The sequence below is a fragment of the Nonlabens sp. Ci31 genome, assembly GCF_012974865.1.
Classification (GTDB): domain Bacteria; phylum Bacteroidota; class Bacteroidia; order Flavobacteriales; family Flavobacteriaceae; genus Nonlabens.
In genome coordinates this window covers 3,363,554-3,380,949 of the sequence record NZ_CP043633.1, presented here as the reverse complement: position 1 = coordinate 3,380,949, position 17,396 = coordinate 3,363,554, and the positions used below count along the sequence as shown (strand labels likewise).

General features: G+C 35.3%; 16 protein-coding genes. 10 read left to right on the top strand and 6 right to left on the bottom strand.

All coding sequences use genetic code 11. The annotated features are described in order from the left end of the window. The first annotated feature begins 145 nt into the window (after positions 1–145). Positions 146–2,821 carry a DNA gyrase/topoisomerase IV subunit A gene (locus F0365_RS14935; protein ID WP_169934433.1) on the top strand — a complete coding sequence of 892 codons (2,676 nt, stop codon included), beginning with the start codon at positions 146–148 and terminating at the stop codon, positions 2,819–2,821. A 158-nt stretch (positions 2,822–2,979) separates the two neighbouring features. Beyond that, positions 2,980–3,417: a large conductance mechanosensitive channel protein MscL gene (gene mscL / locus F0365_RS14930; RefSeq protein ID WP_169934432.1), complete on the top strand. Its 438-nt coding sequence runs from the start codon at positions 2,980–2,982 to the stop codon at positions 3,415–3,417. Positions 3,418–3,691: 274 nt separating this feature from the next. On the opposite strand, the gene F0365_RS16615 is transcribed toward mscL, so the two are convergent. From F0365_RS16615 to F0365_RS14915, 3 genes are all read right to left on the bottom strand, one after another. Then, positions 3,692–3,880, bottom strand: coding sequence for a hypothetical protein (locus F0365_RS16615; RefSeq protein ID WP_240961717.1), 189 nt, complete (start codon positions 3,878–3,880; stop codon positions 3,692–3,694). 428 nt (positions 3,881–4,308) lie between these two features. Beyond that, positions 4,309–4,680, bottom strand: coding sequence for a DNA topoisomerase IV (locus F0365_RS14920; protein ID WP_169934431.1), 372 nt, complete (start codon positions 4,678–4,680; stop codon positions 4,309–4,311). A 37-nt stretch (positions 4,681–4,717) separates the two neighbouring features. Further along, the gene (locus F0365_RS14915; RefSeq protein WP_169934430.1) at positions 4,718–5,173 is read right to left on the bottom strand and encodes a helix-turn-helix domain-containing protein; all 456 of its coding nucleotides are present in this window, start codon (positions 5,171–5,173) and stop codon (positions 4,718–4,720) included. 381 nt (positions 5,174–5,554) lie between these two features. On the opposite strand from F0365_RS14915, the gene F0365_RS14910 reads away from it, so the two are divergent. The 3 genes from F0365_RS14910 to F0365_RS14900 all read left to right on the top strand — a co-directional run bounded on the left by F0365_RS14910 (position 5,555) and on the right by F0365_RS14900 (position 7,718). Further along, positions 5,555–6,640, top strand: coding sequence for a M14 family zinc carboxypeptidase (locus tag F0365_RS14910; RefSeq protein ID WP_169934429.1), 1,086 nt, complete (start codon positions 5,555–5,557; stop codon positions 6,638–6,640). Positions 6,641–6,720: 80 nt separating this feature from the next. Continuing rightward, entirely contained in the window at positions 6,721–7,194 is a 474-nt protein-coding gene (locus tag F0365_RS14905; protein WP_169934428.1) for an Lrp/AsnC family transcriptional regulator, read from the top strand. Then, entirely contained in the window at positions 7,194–7,718 is a 525-nt protein-coding gene (locus tag F0365_RS14900; RefSeq protein WP_169934427.1) for a DinB family protein, read from the top strand. The genes F0365_RS14905 and F0365_RS14900 overlap by 1 nt, the downstream gene beginning before the upstream one ends. 85 nt (positions 7,719–7,803) lie before the next feature. On the opposite strand, the gene dnaN is transcribed toward F0365_RS14900, so the two are convergent. Further along, positions 7,804–8,919, bottom strand: a complete 1,116-nt coding sequence (gene dnaN / locus F0365_RS14895) for a DNA polymerase III subunit beta (protein ID WP_169934426.1) — start codon at positions 8,917–8,919, stop codon at positions 7,804–7,806. A 184-nt stretch (positions 8,920–9,103) separates the two neighbouring features. On the opposite strand from dnaN, the gene F0365_RS14890 reads away from it, so the two are divergent. Beyond that, positions 9,104–11,047 carry a S8 family serine peptidase gene (locus tag F0365_RS14890; protein WP_169934425.1) on the top strand — a complete coding sequence of 648 codons (1,944 nt, stop codon included), beginning with the start codon at positions 9,104–9,106 and terminating at the stop codon, positions 11,045–11,047. A 54-nt stretch (positions 11,048–11,101) separates the two neighbouring features. Continuing rightward, positions 11,102–11,767 carry a DUF2461 domain-containing protein gene (locus F0365_RS14885; RefSeq protein WP_169934424.1) on the top strand — a complete coding sequence of 222 codons (666 nt, stop codon included), beginning with the start codon at positions 11,102–11,104 and terminating at the stop codon, positions 11,765–11,767. On the opposite strand, the gene F0365_RS14880 is transcribed toward F0365_RS14885, so the two are convergent. After that, positions 11,762–12,172 (bottom strand): glyoxalase, encoded by a 411-nt coding sequence (locus tag F0365_RS14880; protein WP_169934423.1) that lies wholly within the window; start codon positions 12,170–12,172, stop codon positions 11,762–11,764. The genes F0365_RS14885 and F0365_RS14880 overlap by 6 nt on opposite strands. 252 nt (positions 12,173–12,424) lie before the next feature. Between F0365_RS14880 and F0365_RS14875 the strand changes: the two genes are divergently transcribed. Together F0365_RS14875 and priA are read left to right on the top strand one after the other, a co-directional pair. After that, on the top strand, positions 12,425–13,192 hold the full coding sequence (locus F0365_RS14875) for a thioredoxin family protein (protein ID WP_169934422.1): 768 nt from the start codon (positions 12,425–12,427) through the stop codon (positions 13,190–13,192). A gap of 107 nt (positions 13,193–13,299) precedes the next feature. Next, entirely contained in the window at positions 13,300–15,753 is a 2,454-nt protein-coding gene (gene priA, locus F0365_RS14870; RefSeq protein WP_169934421.1) for a primosomal protein N', read from the top strand. Between the two features lie 143 nt (positions 15,754–15,896). Here the strand turns inward: priA and F0365_RS14865 are convergent, their stop codons facing one another. Then, positions 15,897–16,601 carry a LytR/AlgR family response regulator transcription factor gene (locus F0365_RS14865; RefSeq protein WP_169934420.1) on the bottom strand — a complete coding sequence of 235 codons (705 nt, stop codon included), beginning with the start codon at positions 16,599–16,601 and terminating at the stop codon, positions 15,897–15,899. A 447-nt stretch (positions 16,602–17,048) separates the two neighbouring features. Here F0365_RS14865 and rpsF point away from each other — a divergent pair, with 447 nt between their 5' ends. After that, positions 17,049–17,393, top strand: a complete 345-nt coding sequence (gene rpsF, locus F0365_RS14860; protein WP_169934419.1) for a 30S ribosomal protein S6 — start codon at positions 17,049–17,051, stop codon at positions 17,391–17,393. Positions 17,394–17,396: the final 3 nt, after the last annotated feature.

The following is a 17,396-nucleotide window of genomic DNA, read 5'->3' as shown; positions in this document are numbered from 1 at the left end:
ATTCTGCTTTGGTACCTCAACTAGTGCGGCATAAACTTCTTATATTTCGCTTTCGCGAAAGCGAAACATAAGAAAGCGTGACCAACACAAGAGAAACAGTTATCTAATAACTGATAATAATTAACTGATAACGGACTACTGTCCCATGAGTGAAGAAAACGAAGAATTAGAGCATTTAGGAGATGGCTTGGAAGAGCAATCAACAGAAACCATTACGCGTGTCACTGGCATGTACAAGGAATGGTTTTTGGATTATGCGAGTTACGTTATTTTGGAACGTGCTGTTCCAGCTATTGAAGATGGTTTTAAACCAGTGCAGCGGCGTATCATGCAATCCATGAAGGACCTGGATGATGGGCGCTATAATAAGGTAGCAAATATAGTAGGTCACACCATGCAGTATCACCCACACGGTGATTCAAGTATAGGTGATGCTATGGTGCAAATAGGTCAGAAAGATTTATTGATAGACATGCAGGGGAACTGGGGAAATATACTTACCGGTGATCCTGCAGCTGCTTCTCGTTATATTGAAGCGCGTATTTCAAAGTTTGGATTAGAAGTTCTTTTTAATCCTAAAATTACAGAATGGCAGTCCAGTTATGATGGACGTCGCAAAGAACCTATCAATCTACCAGTAAAATTTCCTTTGTTGCTAGCTCAAGGAGCTGAAGGTATTGCCGTAGGATTATCAACAAAAGTATTGCCGCATAATTTCAATGAATTGATAGATGCTTCCATCAAGCATTTACAAGGCAAGCGATTTAAGATATTCCCTGATTTCCCTACAGGTGGAGCAGCTGACATGTCTAATTATAAGGACGGTCTCCGTGGAGGAAAAGTTAGGGTGCGGGCTAAGATGTACTCGCCTGACAAGAGTTCGATTATTATAACAGAAATTCCATTTTCGACAACTACCAGTACACTGATTGATTCGATCCTTAAAGCAAATGAAAAAGGGAAGATAAAGATCAAGAAAATTGAAGATAATACAGCCGCAAATGTGGAGATTTTGATCCACTTACCATCAGGGTTATCTCCAGATAAAACCATGGATGCGCTTTATGCTTTTACCAATTGTGAGGTAAGTATTTCCCCATTGGGATGTGTAATTGAAGATAATAAACCGCTTTTTGTAGGAGTGACCGAAATGTTGCGCCGCAGTGCAGATCATACAGTAGAGATACTCAAAGCAGAGCTAGAGATTTTACTGCATGAAGTAGAAGAGCAGTGGCATTTTGCATCACTCGAACGTATTTTTATTGAGAATCGCATCTATCGAGATATAGAAGAAGAAGAAACCTGGGAGGGTGTGATAAGTGCTATAGACAAAGGCTTAAAGCCACATATAGAGCATTTAAGAAGAACGATTACAGAAGAAGATATTGTAAGATTGACAGAGATACGCATCAAGCGCATTTCAAAATTTGATATTGATAAAGCTCAACAAAAAATTCAGGCACTAGAAGACCGGATTGCAGAGTTAAAGCATCATCTCGAAAACCTTATTCAGTTTGCTATTGATTATTTTACAAAATTGCAAAAGGATTACGGGAACGGTCGGGAACGGAAAACGGAATTAAAAAACTTTGAAGACATTATTGCTTCTAAAGTGATCATTCGTGATACAAAACTCTATGTAAATAGGGAAGAAGGTTTTGTAGGAACTGCATTGAAAAGAGATGAATATGTTTGCGACTGTTCAGACATTGATGACATTATTTGTTTTACAAAAGAAGGAACCATGATGGTAACTAAGGTTGATGCTAAAACCTTTATCGGGAAAAACATAGTCCACGTGGCTGTTTTTAAGAAAAAGGATAAGCGTACCATATACAATGTCATCTATCGCGATGGTAAAAATGGCCCAAGTTTTGTCAAAAGATTTGCTGTAACTAGCATGACCAGAGACCGAGAATACCCTATGGGTAAGGAAGAAAAAGGTTCACAGATGCATTATTTCAGTGCAAATCCTAATGGAGAGGCTGAAGTAGTAACTATTAACCTACGTCAACAAGGAAGCATTAAAAAACTCAAATGGGATTTACATTTCTCAGAAATCTTAATAAAAGCACGTACTTCAAAAGGAAACCAAGTTACTAAATACAACATCAAAAAAGTAGATCTTAAAGAAGAAGGTGTTTCTACCTTAAAACCACGTAAAATCTGGTTTGATAATACCGTACAAAGACTCAATTTAGATGAACGAGGGGATTTGTTAGGTGAATTTAGAGGTGAAGATCGCCTGTTGGTAATTACGCAAAGGGGTATTGTAAAGACTATTATTCCAGAAGTTACTGCGAGATTTGATGAAGATATGGTGGTCTTAGAAAAATGGATTCCCAAAAAACCGATTACAGTCATTTATTTTAACGGTGAACGTGAGCTTTTTTACATCAAGAGGTTTTTAATAGAAAATGAAGAACGTGAAGAGTCTATTATTTCCGATCATGAAAGTTCTTATCTAGAGGTGATCTCTACAGACTATAGACCTATGGCAGAATTGATTCATGTAAAACCTAGAGGTAAGGAACAACCAGAGAATGAGGAGGTCAATTTAGAAGAGTTTATTTCTATCAAAGGAATCGCTGCTCAAGGCAATATGCTTACTAAAAGTAAGATCAAACAAATTAATTTGTTAGATCCTTTGCCTTATGAGCCAGAAGAAACTATTCCAGCCCAAGAGGTAGAAGTGAATCAAGAAGAGGTGGTCAACCCTAAGAGTAACACAAACGAAGACGAAAGTATATCCACTTCTAAAGTGGGTCCTAATGAACCCGACCCAGGGATAGACGATACAGGACAGTCCAGTTTGTTTTAAACTTTTTATAATCTTAAGGAAGCGGTAAATTTTTAAATTTAGCCGCTTTTTTTATTTTAATTTCGCTCTTGGAAGCCGTTTAATTCATCACCGTTTTGTATTCTCTGTAAAAAATAAAAAGAGGACTATTTTCAATCAAAATTTTAAAGTTCTATAGTATGAAATTATTAAAAGAGTTCAAGGAATTTGCCGTAAAAGGAAATATGATAGACATGGCGGTAGGTATCATAATAGGTACAGCCTTTAATAATGTGGTGCAAATACTCGTTAAAAAAGTCATTTTACCGCCGCTTTCTTACCTCACTAATGGCGTGAATTATGAAGATAAAAAATACATTTTACGAGAACCAATAGAAGGAGGAACTGGGGATCGTGCCAAAGAGATCGCGATAAGTTATGGCGAGCTTATTAATGTCATCATAGATTTTATGGTCATAGGTTTTACCATATTTATAGTCATAAAGCTTATGAATAAATTACGTAACAATGCTCAAGATCCTAACAATAATAAGGTCGTAACTCCTAAGGATATCGAATTGCTCAACGATTTAAAAGAGTTGATGCAAGAACAAAATGCGATGTTGAAGCAGAAGTAATTTTATAAACGACCCAGCAGCCCGTCCCTTTGTAATACTAAAGAGTCTTATTTGATTTATGCATCATGATGGAGAAGACCTGTAGTTTTTTATGCGCTCGTTTTTCACTACACAACTTAAAATTTACAAACGCCCTAAACAATGAGAAGAAAAAAGTAAAATAAAAAACCATTTAAGGAAGACAGCTGTCTCGCTGCCAAAAAAAGCTTAAATGGGCCAAGGGAGCCACTTCTGCAATAAGCATAAACCCTATCAAAAGTAGAAAGGCAAGACCTTATACTTTTGAGGAGTGACGCTTGTTGACAAACTTTCCTACTGGATGTGTAAATAGCAGCATAATACCTACTGAAATGACTACGGCTATGATCATCAGAACCAATGCAGCATTTGGATCATCACTTAAACCGTTTATCATTCCTACAACGGTAAAAATACTATCAAATAAGAAGACGATGTTGATCATGCTAATTTCCAGAATCACTTTATAAAGAGTTGATGATTACTTGCATTTTACTTCATTATCATCGTGTCCTATTTTTTCTACCTTTTCATAAATTTCTTGAGTTGTTTTATAGAGTAATAATAAACCACAAGTAGACAGTATAAGATACTGTACAGAAACCTCTATAACAAACCATCCATAGTTAAAAACATACCAGCTACTCTGAAATCAGATTTACGCGCTGATATCAAAGAGTCTTATAATAAACAGTACCATCCCTAGTGCAAGCCCTAGATTTTTAGATCGCTTGCGATGCGTATCCCGTTTTATCTGCTGTAAGAGAGATAAAATAATATTATCTATACCTAAATTATTTTTTAGAAGGTAAAGGTTAGTAGTGCTTTCCAAGCACCTGCCTTTGCAAAGATTTCAAACAGGGTAGGTTGGTTTTATTTTCTAACAGCAGTGCCTTTGTAAATCTGATCGCGACCAGACTGTTTAAATTCAAAGGTATAAGAATCCTTATTAGTGGTCAATATTTTAAATAGGTAAGCACGGCTTTCTGCATTTGTTTTAGGATCAATAGGGATCACTCTCCATTCACAATCATTGACCCATTCAATTCTTGAAGTATCTACTTTAGTTTCAAAACGCTCAATTTGGAAATCTTTGGTACGAGTAAATTCGGTCTTTAATAATTTACCACCACTTTCTTGTTCCCATATAAATGTGCCTTCTTGAAAGTCTTCACAGTCTCTGGTGTTTTCATAGCAACCAGTTGTAAAAAATAAAATTAAGATCAATAGAGGTGAATACTTCATGTGTACTTTTTTGTAAAGTTAATTCTTGATCACGGAGTTAAGGTATAAAATATTCAAAACTTCCGTCGTCATACAACAAAATAACTTTTTGTATATTTTTCCCTTTATTTATTTTAGGTATATGATTAGTCTCTTTGTGATCAGGAGTTGAAAAAAGATCTTGAGATGCTGTTTGCATAGGTTCTGAACGGCTGGACTCCATTGCTTTCTTTTCAGGAATAGCAGTAGGAGATGTGTTTTCAGTAGGAAGTGTTTGTGGTGTTTCTGATCTGGGATAGGTTCCTTTACCATTTAGTAACCAATCGAAATCTACTTCAGGAAATTCCTTTACTGTATTAATGACAAAATCAAGGCTGGGTTTGTTACGTCCAGAAAGAATATGTGATATAGAACTACGCCCTACATGAATACGTTCTGCAAAGGAAGAAGCGTTTAAATCGTTCCTATCCATAATTTTTTGCATTCTTTTTGAAAAATCTGCTGAATTCACCATAGGTTACAAAAGTAAACAAAATATGGTTTACAATTGTGTTTATTATTGTAAACACTTGATTCACGATTGGAGTAAACAACACAGAAGCATTAATAATTACATAAACCTTTTATTTACTTGAAGTAATTTTAAATACTGAAAAACAGTTTTTTGTAAGTATAATTTAATATAAAGTACGTTCCTGGGTTACTTTAAATATAAATAGCAGTTAGATCACTTAAATAATTGATTACAATTGTAAACCGATCCAGATCCACAGCTGTTTACATTTGTAACAATCTTGTTGTTTACTTTTGTAAACCTTAAAGAGTTTACATTTGTACTAATAAAAATACCGTTCTAATGTGTTGTTAGGACGCTACTCTAAAACACTATTCTTAAATGCTTCCTAGATATTACTCCTATTCACAATTTGAAAACTATTTCCAGAAGCTCTTAAACGCTTTAGATGGTTCTAGGTTAAAAGATCTGGATATTGGAAAATCAGTCCTTAAAAGGTCTATTTACGGATTGAAGATAGGATCTGGTAAGGTTAAGGTTTTAGTGTGGTCTCAAATGCACGGTAATGAGTCTTCTACTACTAGAGCTATTTGTGAGCTTTTGAAAAGGAGTGATCTAGACCGTATACTAGAAAATATTGAATTGTACATTATTCCTATTTTAAATCCTGATGGAGCTGAAAAATGGACCCGAGTAAATGCAAATAATGTGGATTTAAATAGAGATGCGGTTTTATTATCGCAACCAGAAAGCATCTTATTGAGAAAAGTTTTTGATCAATTCCAACCCCATTATTGTTTTAACTTGCATGGGCAACGCAGTATTTACGGTTCTAAAAATGGGTCAATTCCTGCTCAATTATCTTTTCTTGCTCCTGCGGGTGATGAAAATAAAACCCTTAGTGTTGCCCGTATTAAGGCTATGCATGTTATTAATTCGATAAATACAGACTTGAATCATCATGTAAATGGTATTATAGGTAGGTACAATGACGACTTTAATATCAATTGTGTAGGAGATTTTATGATGAGTTCTTCTGTGCCTACCGTCTTATTTGAGGCAGGCCATTCAGGAGATGATTACTCACGAGATGAAGTGAGCATGTTGGTGTACAAAGCGCTTCAAATAGCTTTAAAGTCAGTTTTCACAAGTCATTTACTTGATGTTGCTGTTGTGAATGCATATAAATCTATTCCAGAAATGAGCAAAGCCTATGTAGATATTTGGATAAAGAATTATAAATCCTCGACAGGTCTCCAACATCTTTCTATTCAGTATCATGAGCAGATTAAGGATGGTGAGCTCTATTTTATTCCTATACTAATAGGTGTGAATAGAGAAGATGTCTTAAATGGGCATCGTGTTATAGACATGTCAGATGATCATAGTTTTAAAAATGATTTGATTGTAGAAGGCAATTTTGAAATACACTCGGAGTCTTTGAATATTAAAATATTTACTAATTAATTGTAAAAGTGCTGATTTAGTTAGTTTATTATCACCTATTGTCTTTATTTTACAGAAAATTGTTAGAAAAACTCATAGATATGGCAAAGATTGACGATATTGATAAGAAAATTCTTGATGTTCTTATTGAGAATACTAGAACACCTTTTACAGATATTGCTAAAAGACTTAATATAAGTGCTGGAACGGTTCATGTTAGGGTTAAGAAAATGGAAGAATCAGGGATTATTCATGGATCTTCATTAACGGTAGACTACCACCAACTCGGTTATACATTTATAGCTTACATAGGGGTGTTTCTAGAAAAAACAAGTACGACGCAATTTGTGTTGAGTAGAATTCAAGAAATCCCTTTTGTTACTGTTGCTCATATTACCACTGGCAAATTCAATATTTTTTGTAAAATACGTGCTAAGGACACTACTCACGCAAAGAAAATTATATTTATGCTGGATGATATTGATGGTGTAAGTCGTACAGAAACGATGATCAGCTTAGAGGAAAGTATCAATGATAAGAAAAGGTTGTTGCACAAGGTATTTCAAGACTTGTAATGATTCTTTTAAAAGATCTTGATAAGGAGGAGTATTCAGAATATTATACTCCTTATCTCTCGTTGCTGGAAAAGGAAGCTAGTATAGAATCAGTTTTAGTAGATGCCATCGAGCAGACAGTTCGGCTGGTGAACGCTATTGACAAACCGTTTTCTTATACATACGCAGCTGGTAAATGGTCTATAGGTCAGGTATTACAACACAATTTGGATACGGAGCGTATTTTTGCTTACCGCGCACTAAGATTTATGCGTAAAGACGCTACTCCTTTACCAGGGTTTGATCAAGATATTTTTGTTGAAAGTTTAGGGGGTTCCGCTTTCGCGAAAGCGGAATTGCTATCTTCCATTCAATCGACTCGGCAGGCAACCATCGATTTGTTTAAGAATGCTACAGAAGATTCGTTACAATTTAGAGGAGTTGCAAGTGGTCAGACCATGACAGCAAGAGTGATTCCTTTTTTAATAGCTGGCCATAGTTTGCATCATGAGAACGTTATTAAAGAACGTTATCTAGACAAATAAGTAGTCCAATAATAATTATCGGAAAGTTGATATAATAAAAAGGCTCGCATTTGCGAGCCTTTTTATTATGAGTAAATTTTAATGTTTATTGATTAAGCATTACGGGCATTACTAGCATAGTAACATTCTCGCCTTCGTCAAGTCCATCTACAGGCGTTAAAATCCCTGCGCGATTAGGTAATGACATTTCAAGAGAAACATCATCACAAGTCAAGTTATTGAGCATTTCAATAAGAAATCTACTGTTAAAACCTATTTGCATATCGTCACCTTGATAATCACAAGTCAGCCGTTCGTCAGCTTTATTGCTGTAATCTAAATCTTCAGCACTTATATTGAGCTCAGCGCCAGCCATCTTAAGTCTGATCTGGTGTGTTGTTTTATTCGAAAAAATACTCACACGTCTAACAGAGTTTAAAAACTGTGTTCTAGAGATGGTCAATTTATTAGGGTTTTCCTTTGGAATCACCGCTTCGTAATTAGGGTACTTACCATCGATTAAACGGCAAATGATGTTGGTAGAATCAAAACTGAATTGCGCGTTACTATCGTTATATTCAATCAGTACTTCAGACTCGCTGCCTTGCAACATTGCTTTAAGAAGATTTAAAGGTTTTTTAGGCATGATGAATTCTGCCGTCTGACTAGCCGAAAGATCTTCTCTTTTGTAACGCACTAATTTATGAGCGTCTGTAGCTACGAAAGTAAGTGAATCACTTGCAAACTGAAAAAATACACCGCTCATTACAGGTCTTAAATCGTCATTACCAGCAGCAAATATAGTTTTGTTGATTGCTGTAGCAAGGGTGTCTCCCATTATAGAAGTGTTGCTAGGATCTGAAATAGAAACCGCTTTCGGAAACTCTGCTGCTGCTGCACAGGCTATTTCAGACTTACCTTTATCATGACTTACCGTCATCATGGTATCCACAGAGTGAAAAGTAAGCGGCTGTTCTGGAAATGTTTTAAGCGTATCTAGTAATAATTTTGCAGGTAAAGCAATACTCCCATCATCTTCACTCTCCACCTCAAGCTTACTAACAATAGTAGTCTCCATATCGCTGGCAGATACTTTAAGCTCGTTACCAGTTAATTCTAAAAGGAAGTTATCTAAAATAGGTAAAGTGTTATTGTTATTTATCACACCACCTAATAGTTGAAGGTGTTTTTGAAGATAGGAGCTAGATACTATAAATTTCATCTTAGAGTTATTAGTTGTTATGTTAAAGTCTTTTAAATTAAATAAATAAAAGAATTTTATTTAAATAGCAAGTATTATTAAATTACATTGCTTGTATTGCTTATATAGAGCAAAGGTATTTTATATATATCTAGTAGCATAACATATTTATCAACAATTCACCTTTACTTATAAAAACAGTTTTATGTTTAAAAATAAAATGTTTGTTATTTTTTCGATTTTGCTTGGATCCATACTTTACTCTACCGCACAGACACAAGAAGAAAAGATTTTCATAGCTCAAAGCTATAATCAAGAAGAAATCAATTCCTTAGATGATTACTTAAAACAGCTTCACAAGATGAACACGAGTCGTTTTGAGCGATTACAAGCTATTCATGGCTGGCCAGAAATTACTCAAACTAAGAACGGCACTACAAGCTATTTAATAGGGGTAAACATATTAGATGAGCCTATCTATATAAGCACTATGAATGATCAGGCTGCCCAAATGCAAGGCGCAAGAGAGCTTCAAACAGGAGGCTCTTTCGGTTTAAATATAGAAGGTCAGGGAATGACTGTTGGTGTTTGGGATATTGGTAAAATCAGAGAAACACATCAGGCTCTTATAGGTAGAACTGTTGCAGGAGAGACCATTACTACATTAAATGGTCACTCTACTCATGTTGCTGGTACAATCGCATCAAATGGAACTGGTGATATGAGCGCAAGAGGAATTGCCCCACAATCTATCATCGAGTATTATAAATTTCAATCGTCACCAAGTGAAGTAGATGATGAAAGAGAAATGTCTCGAGCTGCTTCAACAGGATTACTCGTTTCTAATCATAGTTATGGCATCGCTTCTGCCCAAGTATCAGATGTCCTTTTAGGTAAATACGATGTTAGAGCACAGTCCTGGGATCGAGTTTCTAATACATATCCCTATTATTTAATAGTATGTGCTGCTGGCAATTCACGTATTAGCAGCGGCGTTAATCCCGCAGATAATGGTTATGATATATTAACCTCTACTTCTAATGCAAAAAACAATTTGGTTGTAGGTGCGTCATTTGGTGTATTAAATTACACAGGACCCTCTAGTGTTGCTATGTCCTCTTTTAGTAATTGGGGCCCAACAGATGATGGCAGAGTCAAACCAGACATCACTACAAAAGGAGTTGCTACCATCAGCACAGATGACTCAGGAGATGATCAATTTTTATCTAGAACAGGTACTTCTATGTCCTCTCCGGCAGTTGTTGGTGGAGCTATATTGTTACAACAATACTTTAATAGTATCAATGGCAACTACATCAAAGCTGCAACACTCAAGGGGTTAATTCTACATACAGCAAGTGAAGCCGGATCTGCAAATGGACCTGATTATGAATTTGGTTGGGGTTTAATGAATACTAAAGGTGCAGCAGATGTAATTCAATTTAATCAAAGCTCTGCCTTAATATCTGAGATATCGCTCCAACAAGGAATGTCTTTTACCAAGTCCGTAACTGCAAATGGGAATGCCTTGTTCTCTAATAAATTGACCGTTTCAATATCATGGAATGATCCGGCAACTGCTACCGCTGATTTCCCTTCTATGAATCAAGAAGATGACAGAACTGCGATGATCGTTAATGACCTAGACATTAGTGTTACAGATCAAAATGGTACTCTTGTTTATAGACCTTGGAAATTAAACCCAGCTATACCTACTGCCGCTGCGACAACAAGTGTTAATGATGTTGATAATTTTGAGAAAATAGAAATTGATCAACCAGTTGGAAATTATACTATTTTAGTAAATCATAAAGGTAACTTGCTTAATGGGGTTCAGGATTTTTCTTTGATTATTTCTGGGGCTGACAATATGACTTTATCAAGCCAGTTAGAAGAATTAGAAACATTTACTTTATATCCTAATCCTACAGATGACCGCTTTACAGTTGTATTGAGTAATGATTGGTCTGAAAAACTTGTTTCCATAGTGGTTTACGATATTTTAGGAAAGCAAGTTCTGAGTAATACATTCGAAAATACAGGTAGATTTGAAAAAAATATCGATGTGTCTAATTTCAATAGTGGTATTTATCTAGTTAGAGTAGGAGATGGAAGTATATTTAGAACTAGAAAGCTTATTATTAGATAGATATATCTACAGTAAATTTATAACTTGCCTTAGACAAATTGAAGGCATTTTTTTATGATAGATCCAGCGTTAATTATATTTTTAAAAGAACTCGTTCAAAACAATAATAAACCATGGTTTGAAGAACGCAAGCCCTATTTTAAAAGTTTAGATACCAATTTTAAAACCTGTGCAAATGACATTATGCTAGATTTAAATCAGCATGATGTGATAGAAAGAGCTAAAACCTTTAGAATTTATAGGGATATACGCTTTTCAAAAGATAAAACGCCTTTTAAAGCTCATCGCAGTGCTAATTGGATCAGAGCCGGAGCAGATAAAAGAGGAGGTTATTACATGCGCATCAAACCTAATGAACATGTTATAGGTGTAGGGTTCTTTTCTCCAGAGAAGGAGGATCTCTTGCGCATACGAAAAGAGCTCGAATTAGACGCTCAAGAATTAAGATCGATTATTTCTAATGAGCCGTTTATAAAATGTTGGGGCGATTTGCAGGGAGAACAATTAAAAACAGCTCCAAGAAATTTTGATAAAACGCACCCAAATATGGACCTTATCAAATTTAAATCTTTTTATTTTATGAAATCATTTACAGATCAACAAGTACTGAGTAAAGATTTCTCAACTATCGTCAATACATCGTTTAAAACCGCAAGACCTTTTCTAAATTTCATGTCGGACGTTTTGACCACAGATCTTAATGGAGAGTCTTTGTTATAAGTCTACGACTGGCTTTTCAAACAACTGTATATTACTAATCAATCGTTCTCGTACAAGATTCATCATGCGTTTATTAAGTGCGCTAGAATTGGTAATGTAATGTTGATATTCTGCCATGGTAAAATGTCCCATCATCATTCCCTTTAAAGAATTTCTGAATTTTTGATCCCTATTGACGGCATTTTCAATGTAATCGATGCGTTTATGTGCCGTAAGGCCGCAAAAAACATTTTTATGTTTTTTGATGTAGTTCCTAAAAACAGCTATGATCAATTCATTTTGCAATTTTGAGATAGGGCGTAAGGTGGTATTTTGAAAACGTTCTTCATCACTCATGTTTTCATCTACTCGTGCACCCTTAATTTCAGGTCTTAAGGCTACTAGATATTCGTCTCTATCATTCATAATAAATAGTTTTTTTAAAGATATGATCGCTTGTCGAGTTATCTTAAAGATAAAGCTCCAGTTTCTCAACAAGTTTGTTAACATGAAAATAAGAGGAGAGCTAGCAAATGGGTTAGCTATAATGTCGTTATGAATTGCCGACAGCTAATCGAAATAGGTTCTTTTTAAGCAAATTACAAAAAAAATACCCTCTATGGGGTATTTTAAAATTGTGATTTTTCACTTATTTTTAACTTTTAAAATTTTAAAGACATGAAATATTTAATCGCAGCATTCATTTGCTTTACGCAGTTAGTGCCAGCTCAAACAGAAATTACCGACATTGATGCCGAATCAAAACTATTGGTTAATAATGATAAATTAATAGTCGTAGACTTTTATGCGACTTGGTGTGGTCCATGCAAAATAATGGATCCTATCCTAAAGGAACTTTCTAAAGAGTATGCGGGAAGAGTCGACTTCTATAAAATTGATGTAGATGAAAATGCTGTGGACGATGCCTTAGGTGTTACTGCTATGCCCACTTACTACTTTATTAAAAATTCAGCAAGTTTAGATGTAGTAAAAGGTGCTATGTCTAAGGGGGATATGACATCATTAATCGAGAAGTATGTAGATTATACCAGTGAAGATATTGTCGCAGTAGAAGAGGTCCCAGAGGAGGCAGGGTATGATAGCTTTAATATCAATGAAAATCACGGCACTGTTACTGAATTTTCAGATAAGGTAGTAGATGAGATTTGGAATGACTATTCAAAATTAAATTCACTCGCATGGCATGCTTATGAGTACCATGATAAAATTAATGATTTATTAAAAGCAATAGAAATTGTAGAGCGTTCCATAGAATTATATAAAATAAATGCTAATGTAGATACGCACGCTGCATTGTTATTTAAGACAGGTAATTATACGCAAGCCCTTAAAAAAGCTAAAGAAGCCATAGAAGTGGCAAAGCAAAATGGGGAGTCTTATGAAGAGACCTCTCAATTAATGAATAAAATAATAGATAAGATGTAATCTTAATGATCTAAACCATTATAAAGCACAAATTCTTCCTTAGAATTTGTGCTTTTTTATTTAGTATCAGAACCAAAAACCAAAAGAGCTTCTTATTTTTACACCTTATGCAGCATTTCATTGATGTTATTTTACCACTTCCTCTAGAACGTTATTTTACTTATACGGTCAATACAGTTGAAGCTGATTTTCTAAAGCCCGGCATGAGGGTGGCTGTGCCGTTTGGTAAATCAAAGATCTATACAGGCATCGTTCATCGAGTACATCAGGAAAACACGGCCACTTACGAGGTTAAGGATATCGAGTTTATTATTGATGAACAACCAGTAGTCACAGAAAGCCAGTTACAGTTTTGGGAATGGATAAGTTCCTATTACCTATGCGCGGTAGGTCAAGTAATGCGAGCATCTTTACCTAAATCTTTTCTTTTAGAGAGTGAAACCATTGTTTTGAAAAATGAAGCCACTTTTATAGAGAACACATTGCTAGACGACCGAGAATTTCTAGTTATGGAAGCCTTGGAATCTCGCAATGCTTTAAAAGTTCAAGAAGTAATGGATATTCTGGACCGCAAGAGTGTGTTGCCTATTCTGCAAAAAATGCTGGAAAAGGATTTGATTATCCTACAAGAAGAGCTCTATCATACTTATAAGCCTAAAACAGAAAAATTTATCCTCCTACAAGAGGAATTAAATGAAGAAGAAAAGCTTCAATCGGTACTTGAAGAACTGCAACGTGCTCCTAAACAAAGAGAAGCTGTTATGACGCTATTCATGATGCAGGCAGGAAATTCTAAAGAGGTGACTAAAAAACAGCTTATAGAAAGAGCTAATGTTACTGCTGCTGTCATTAAAACACTCGTATCTAAAGGTATTCTTGTAGAAATTGAAAAAGAAATAGATAGGGTACTGGATAAGGAAGAAGAGGGAAGTGAGTTGTACCGTTTAAATGAAGATCAAACGAAGGCCTTGCAGCAGATTAAAAGTAGTTTTAAAGTTCGTAAGACAGTCTTGCTTCATGGGGTAACCTCAAGTGGTAAAACGCAACTATATGTAGAACTTATTAGAGAGCAACTAGAAAAGGGTCATCAAGCCTTGTATTTGTTGCCAGAAATTGCACTCACGACTCAATTGATCTCCAGATTAAAAAACTTTTTTAAACATCAAGTACTGGTGTATCACTCTAAATACAACCTCAACGAGCGCTTGGAAGTTTGGAATCATGTTATCAATGCAAAAGAGCCTTATGTGATTATAGGCGCCCGCAGTGCTATGTTATTACCGTTCCAAAACCTGGGCTTAATTATTGTGGACGAAGAGCATGAAACTAGTTTTAAGCAATACGATCCAGCACCTCGATATCATGCTAGAGATACTGCGATTGTATTGGGTCACATGAAAAAAGCATCTGTACTTCTTGGGAGTGCGACACCAGCATTAGAAAGTTATTACAATGCTAGTTCTGGTAAATACAACCTGGTAGAATTGAAGAAGCGTTTTGGAAATGTCCAGATGCCAGAAATCAATATGGTAGATATTAAAGAAAAGCACAAGCGTAAAAAGATGACCGGTCACTTTTCTGACACACTTATTGAGCATATGCAGCAAGCTTTTAGGGACAAGAAACAAGTGATCCTTTTTCAGAATAGGAGAGGCTATGCACCTATTATGGAATGTGGCACTTGTGGGAATGCACCACAATGTCCCAATTGTGATGTCAGCCTCACGTATCATCAATACAAAGGACAGCTAAGATGTCATTACTGCGGTTACCATACTTTTGTGCCTAAAGAGTGCCCGTCTTGCTCTAGTAGCGCAATGGATACTAAAGGTTTTGGTACAGAACAAATAGAGCAAGAGTTTAGGATGTTATTTCCTAATCACAAGGTTGCTCGTATGGATTTGGATACTACCAGAGGTAAGAATTCTTATGAAAAGCTCATTCATCAAATGGATGCGGGAGAAATAGACTGCTTGGTCGGTACACAAATGCTTACAAAAGGTCTTGATTTTAGAAATGTAAGTCTCGTAGGGGTAATGAATGCAGACTCTATGCTTAATTTTCCAGATTTTAGAGCTCATGAAAGGTGTTTTCAATTGCTTACACAAGTCTCAGGAAGAGCGGGGCGTACTAAAGAAGTAGGTAAGGTGTTGATACAGAGTTACCATCCAGATCATATGATCTTACAGCAGGTAAGTTCTTACGATTATGCTACCATGTATAAAGAACAGATTGAGGAGCGGTATCAGTTTAAGTACCCACCGTTTCAGAGATTGATAAGGATTACTTTTAAACATCGCGACTATCAGACAACCTTTGATTCAAGCACTTGGTTTGTAAATGCTTTGAATCAAATTCCTCATGGTGTGGTAGTTCTTGGGCCAGAGTTTCCGCCAGTTTCACGTATCAGGAACCTTTATAATATTCATGTCATTATAAAGTTATCAAAGCAACAGGCTCCAGATCAGGTAAAAGGCTATATCATGAAAGTAAAGAAAAGCTTTGAGTCTATTAAGCAGTATCGTTCTGTAAGATGTAACATAGATGTAGATGCTTACTAGATAGGATCTATTTTGGTTCTCGCTTTCGCGAAAGCGGAATTAAAGCCAGTTATTCATCACTAATAATTATAGAGGTTCTTGTAAAAGATTTACAAAAAAAAGCCGCCCTTCAGAGCAGCTCGTATAATGTAAGTATATAGGATTTAAAATTGAGACAGTGCCTCAACAAGTTCTGATTTTCTATTGCGACTTAAAGGCAATACTTCATTACCTAACTCTACTGCCTTAGAATTGAACTTCTCGACTTTTCTCAAATTTACTATGTAAGATTTATGAATACGCAGAAAGTCTTCTTCAGGAAGGGTGCTTTCAAAGGACTTCATAGTAGAAAGAACGATTAAGCTATCCTCATCTGTGATTAGTTTTACATAATCACCCAGTGCTTGAATGTATTTCAGTTCTTTAAGGTATACTTTACGTTTTTTAAGATTGCTTTTTACAAAGATAAATTCACCGCGATCCTCGATCATTTCAGTTTTCATCTTATGTGCTAGCAGTGCTCGCTCTACTGCATAAAGAAAACGATCTTTTTTAATAGGCTTTTGTAAATAGTCAATGGCTGCATAATCAAATGCTTTAAAAGCATACTTGGTTTGTCCAGTGACAAAAATGACACCTGGTTTTTCTGTAATGTCGTCTAATAAATCAAAACCAGTAAGAATGGGCATCTCTATATCTAAAAAGATAAGATCTACTGTTTGTTCTTTTAATGCTGTTTTAGTCTCCACAGCGTTGCTAAATTCGCCTATTAGCTTTAAGTTTGGATGACCTTCTATCATTTTTACGATAGCGAGTCGTTGTATACTAGAATCATCTACTACAAAACAGTTTAGAATAGTGTTGCTCATCGTCTTTATTTATCGTTTCTAGACAATAGTACTTACTTTTCTGATGAAATACAAATTAAAAATACGTTTAAACGGATATATTAACAAGTTAGCGAATTTACCATTATTCTAACATTCTGTAAATAATTAGTTTGTAATTAGTTAACCTTGTATTTCATCGACGTTTTAGTTTTATAAAAAATATAAATCTAATTATTGACATTTGAATATTGCTGAAAAACAATAGGTTGAGTATTTTTATTTTTTAACTTTAGTTACAATTATACTGTTTACTACCGGCTTATGAACTTTTGTAAGGATAGGAATGGAAGAATCATCATGTGTTAAGTGTTCCCCTGCGGGATAAAATGATGTCCTATCATAAGATCAAAGAAAATATAAAAGATTCTTATTGTTTAAATAAGAGAAAAAGATTATTTTTGCAGCCGTTAAAAAACAATATTAATTATGAATCAATACGAAACTGTTTTCATTTTGAATCCCGTTTTATCTGATGACCAGGTAAAGGAGACAGTAAAGAAGTTTGAGAATTTCCTTACTGATCGCGGTGCAAAAATGGTAGCCAAAGAAGATTGGGGCCTAAAAAAATTGGCTTATGCAATCGAAAACAAGAAAAGTGGTTTTTACCACCTCTTTCAATTTGAAGTACCTGGTGAGGTAATTAACGACTATGAAGTAGAATTCGGTCGTGATGAGCGTATCATGAGATACCTTACTGTAAAACTTGATAAATATGCAATCGAGTGGGCAGAGAAGAGAAGAGTTAAAATGTCTAAAAAATCTAAAGCTTAAATT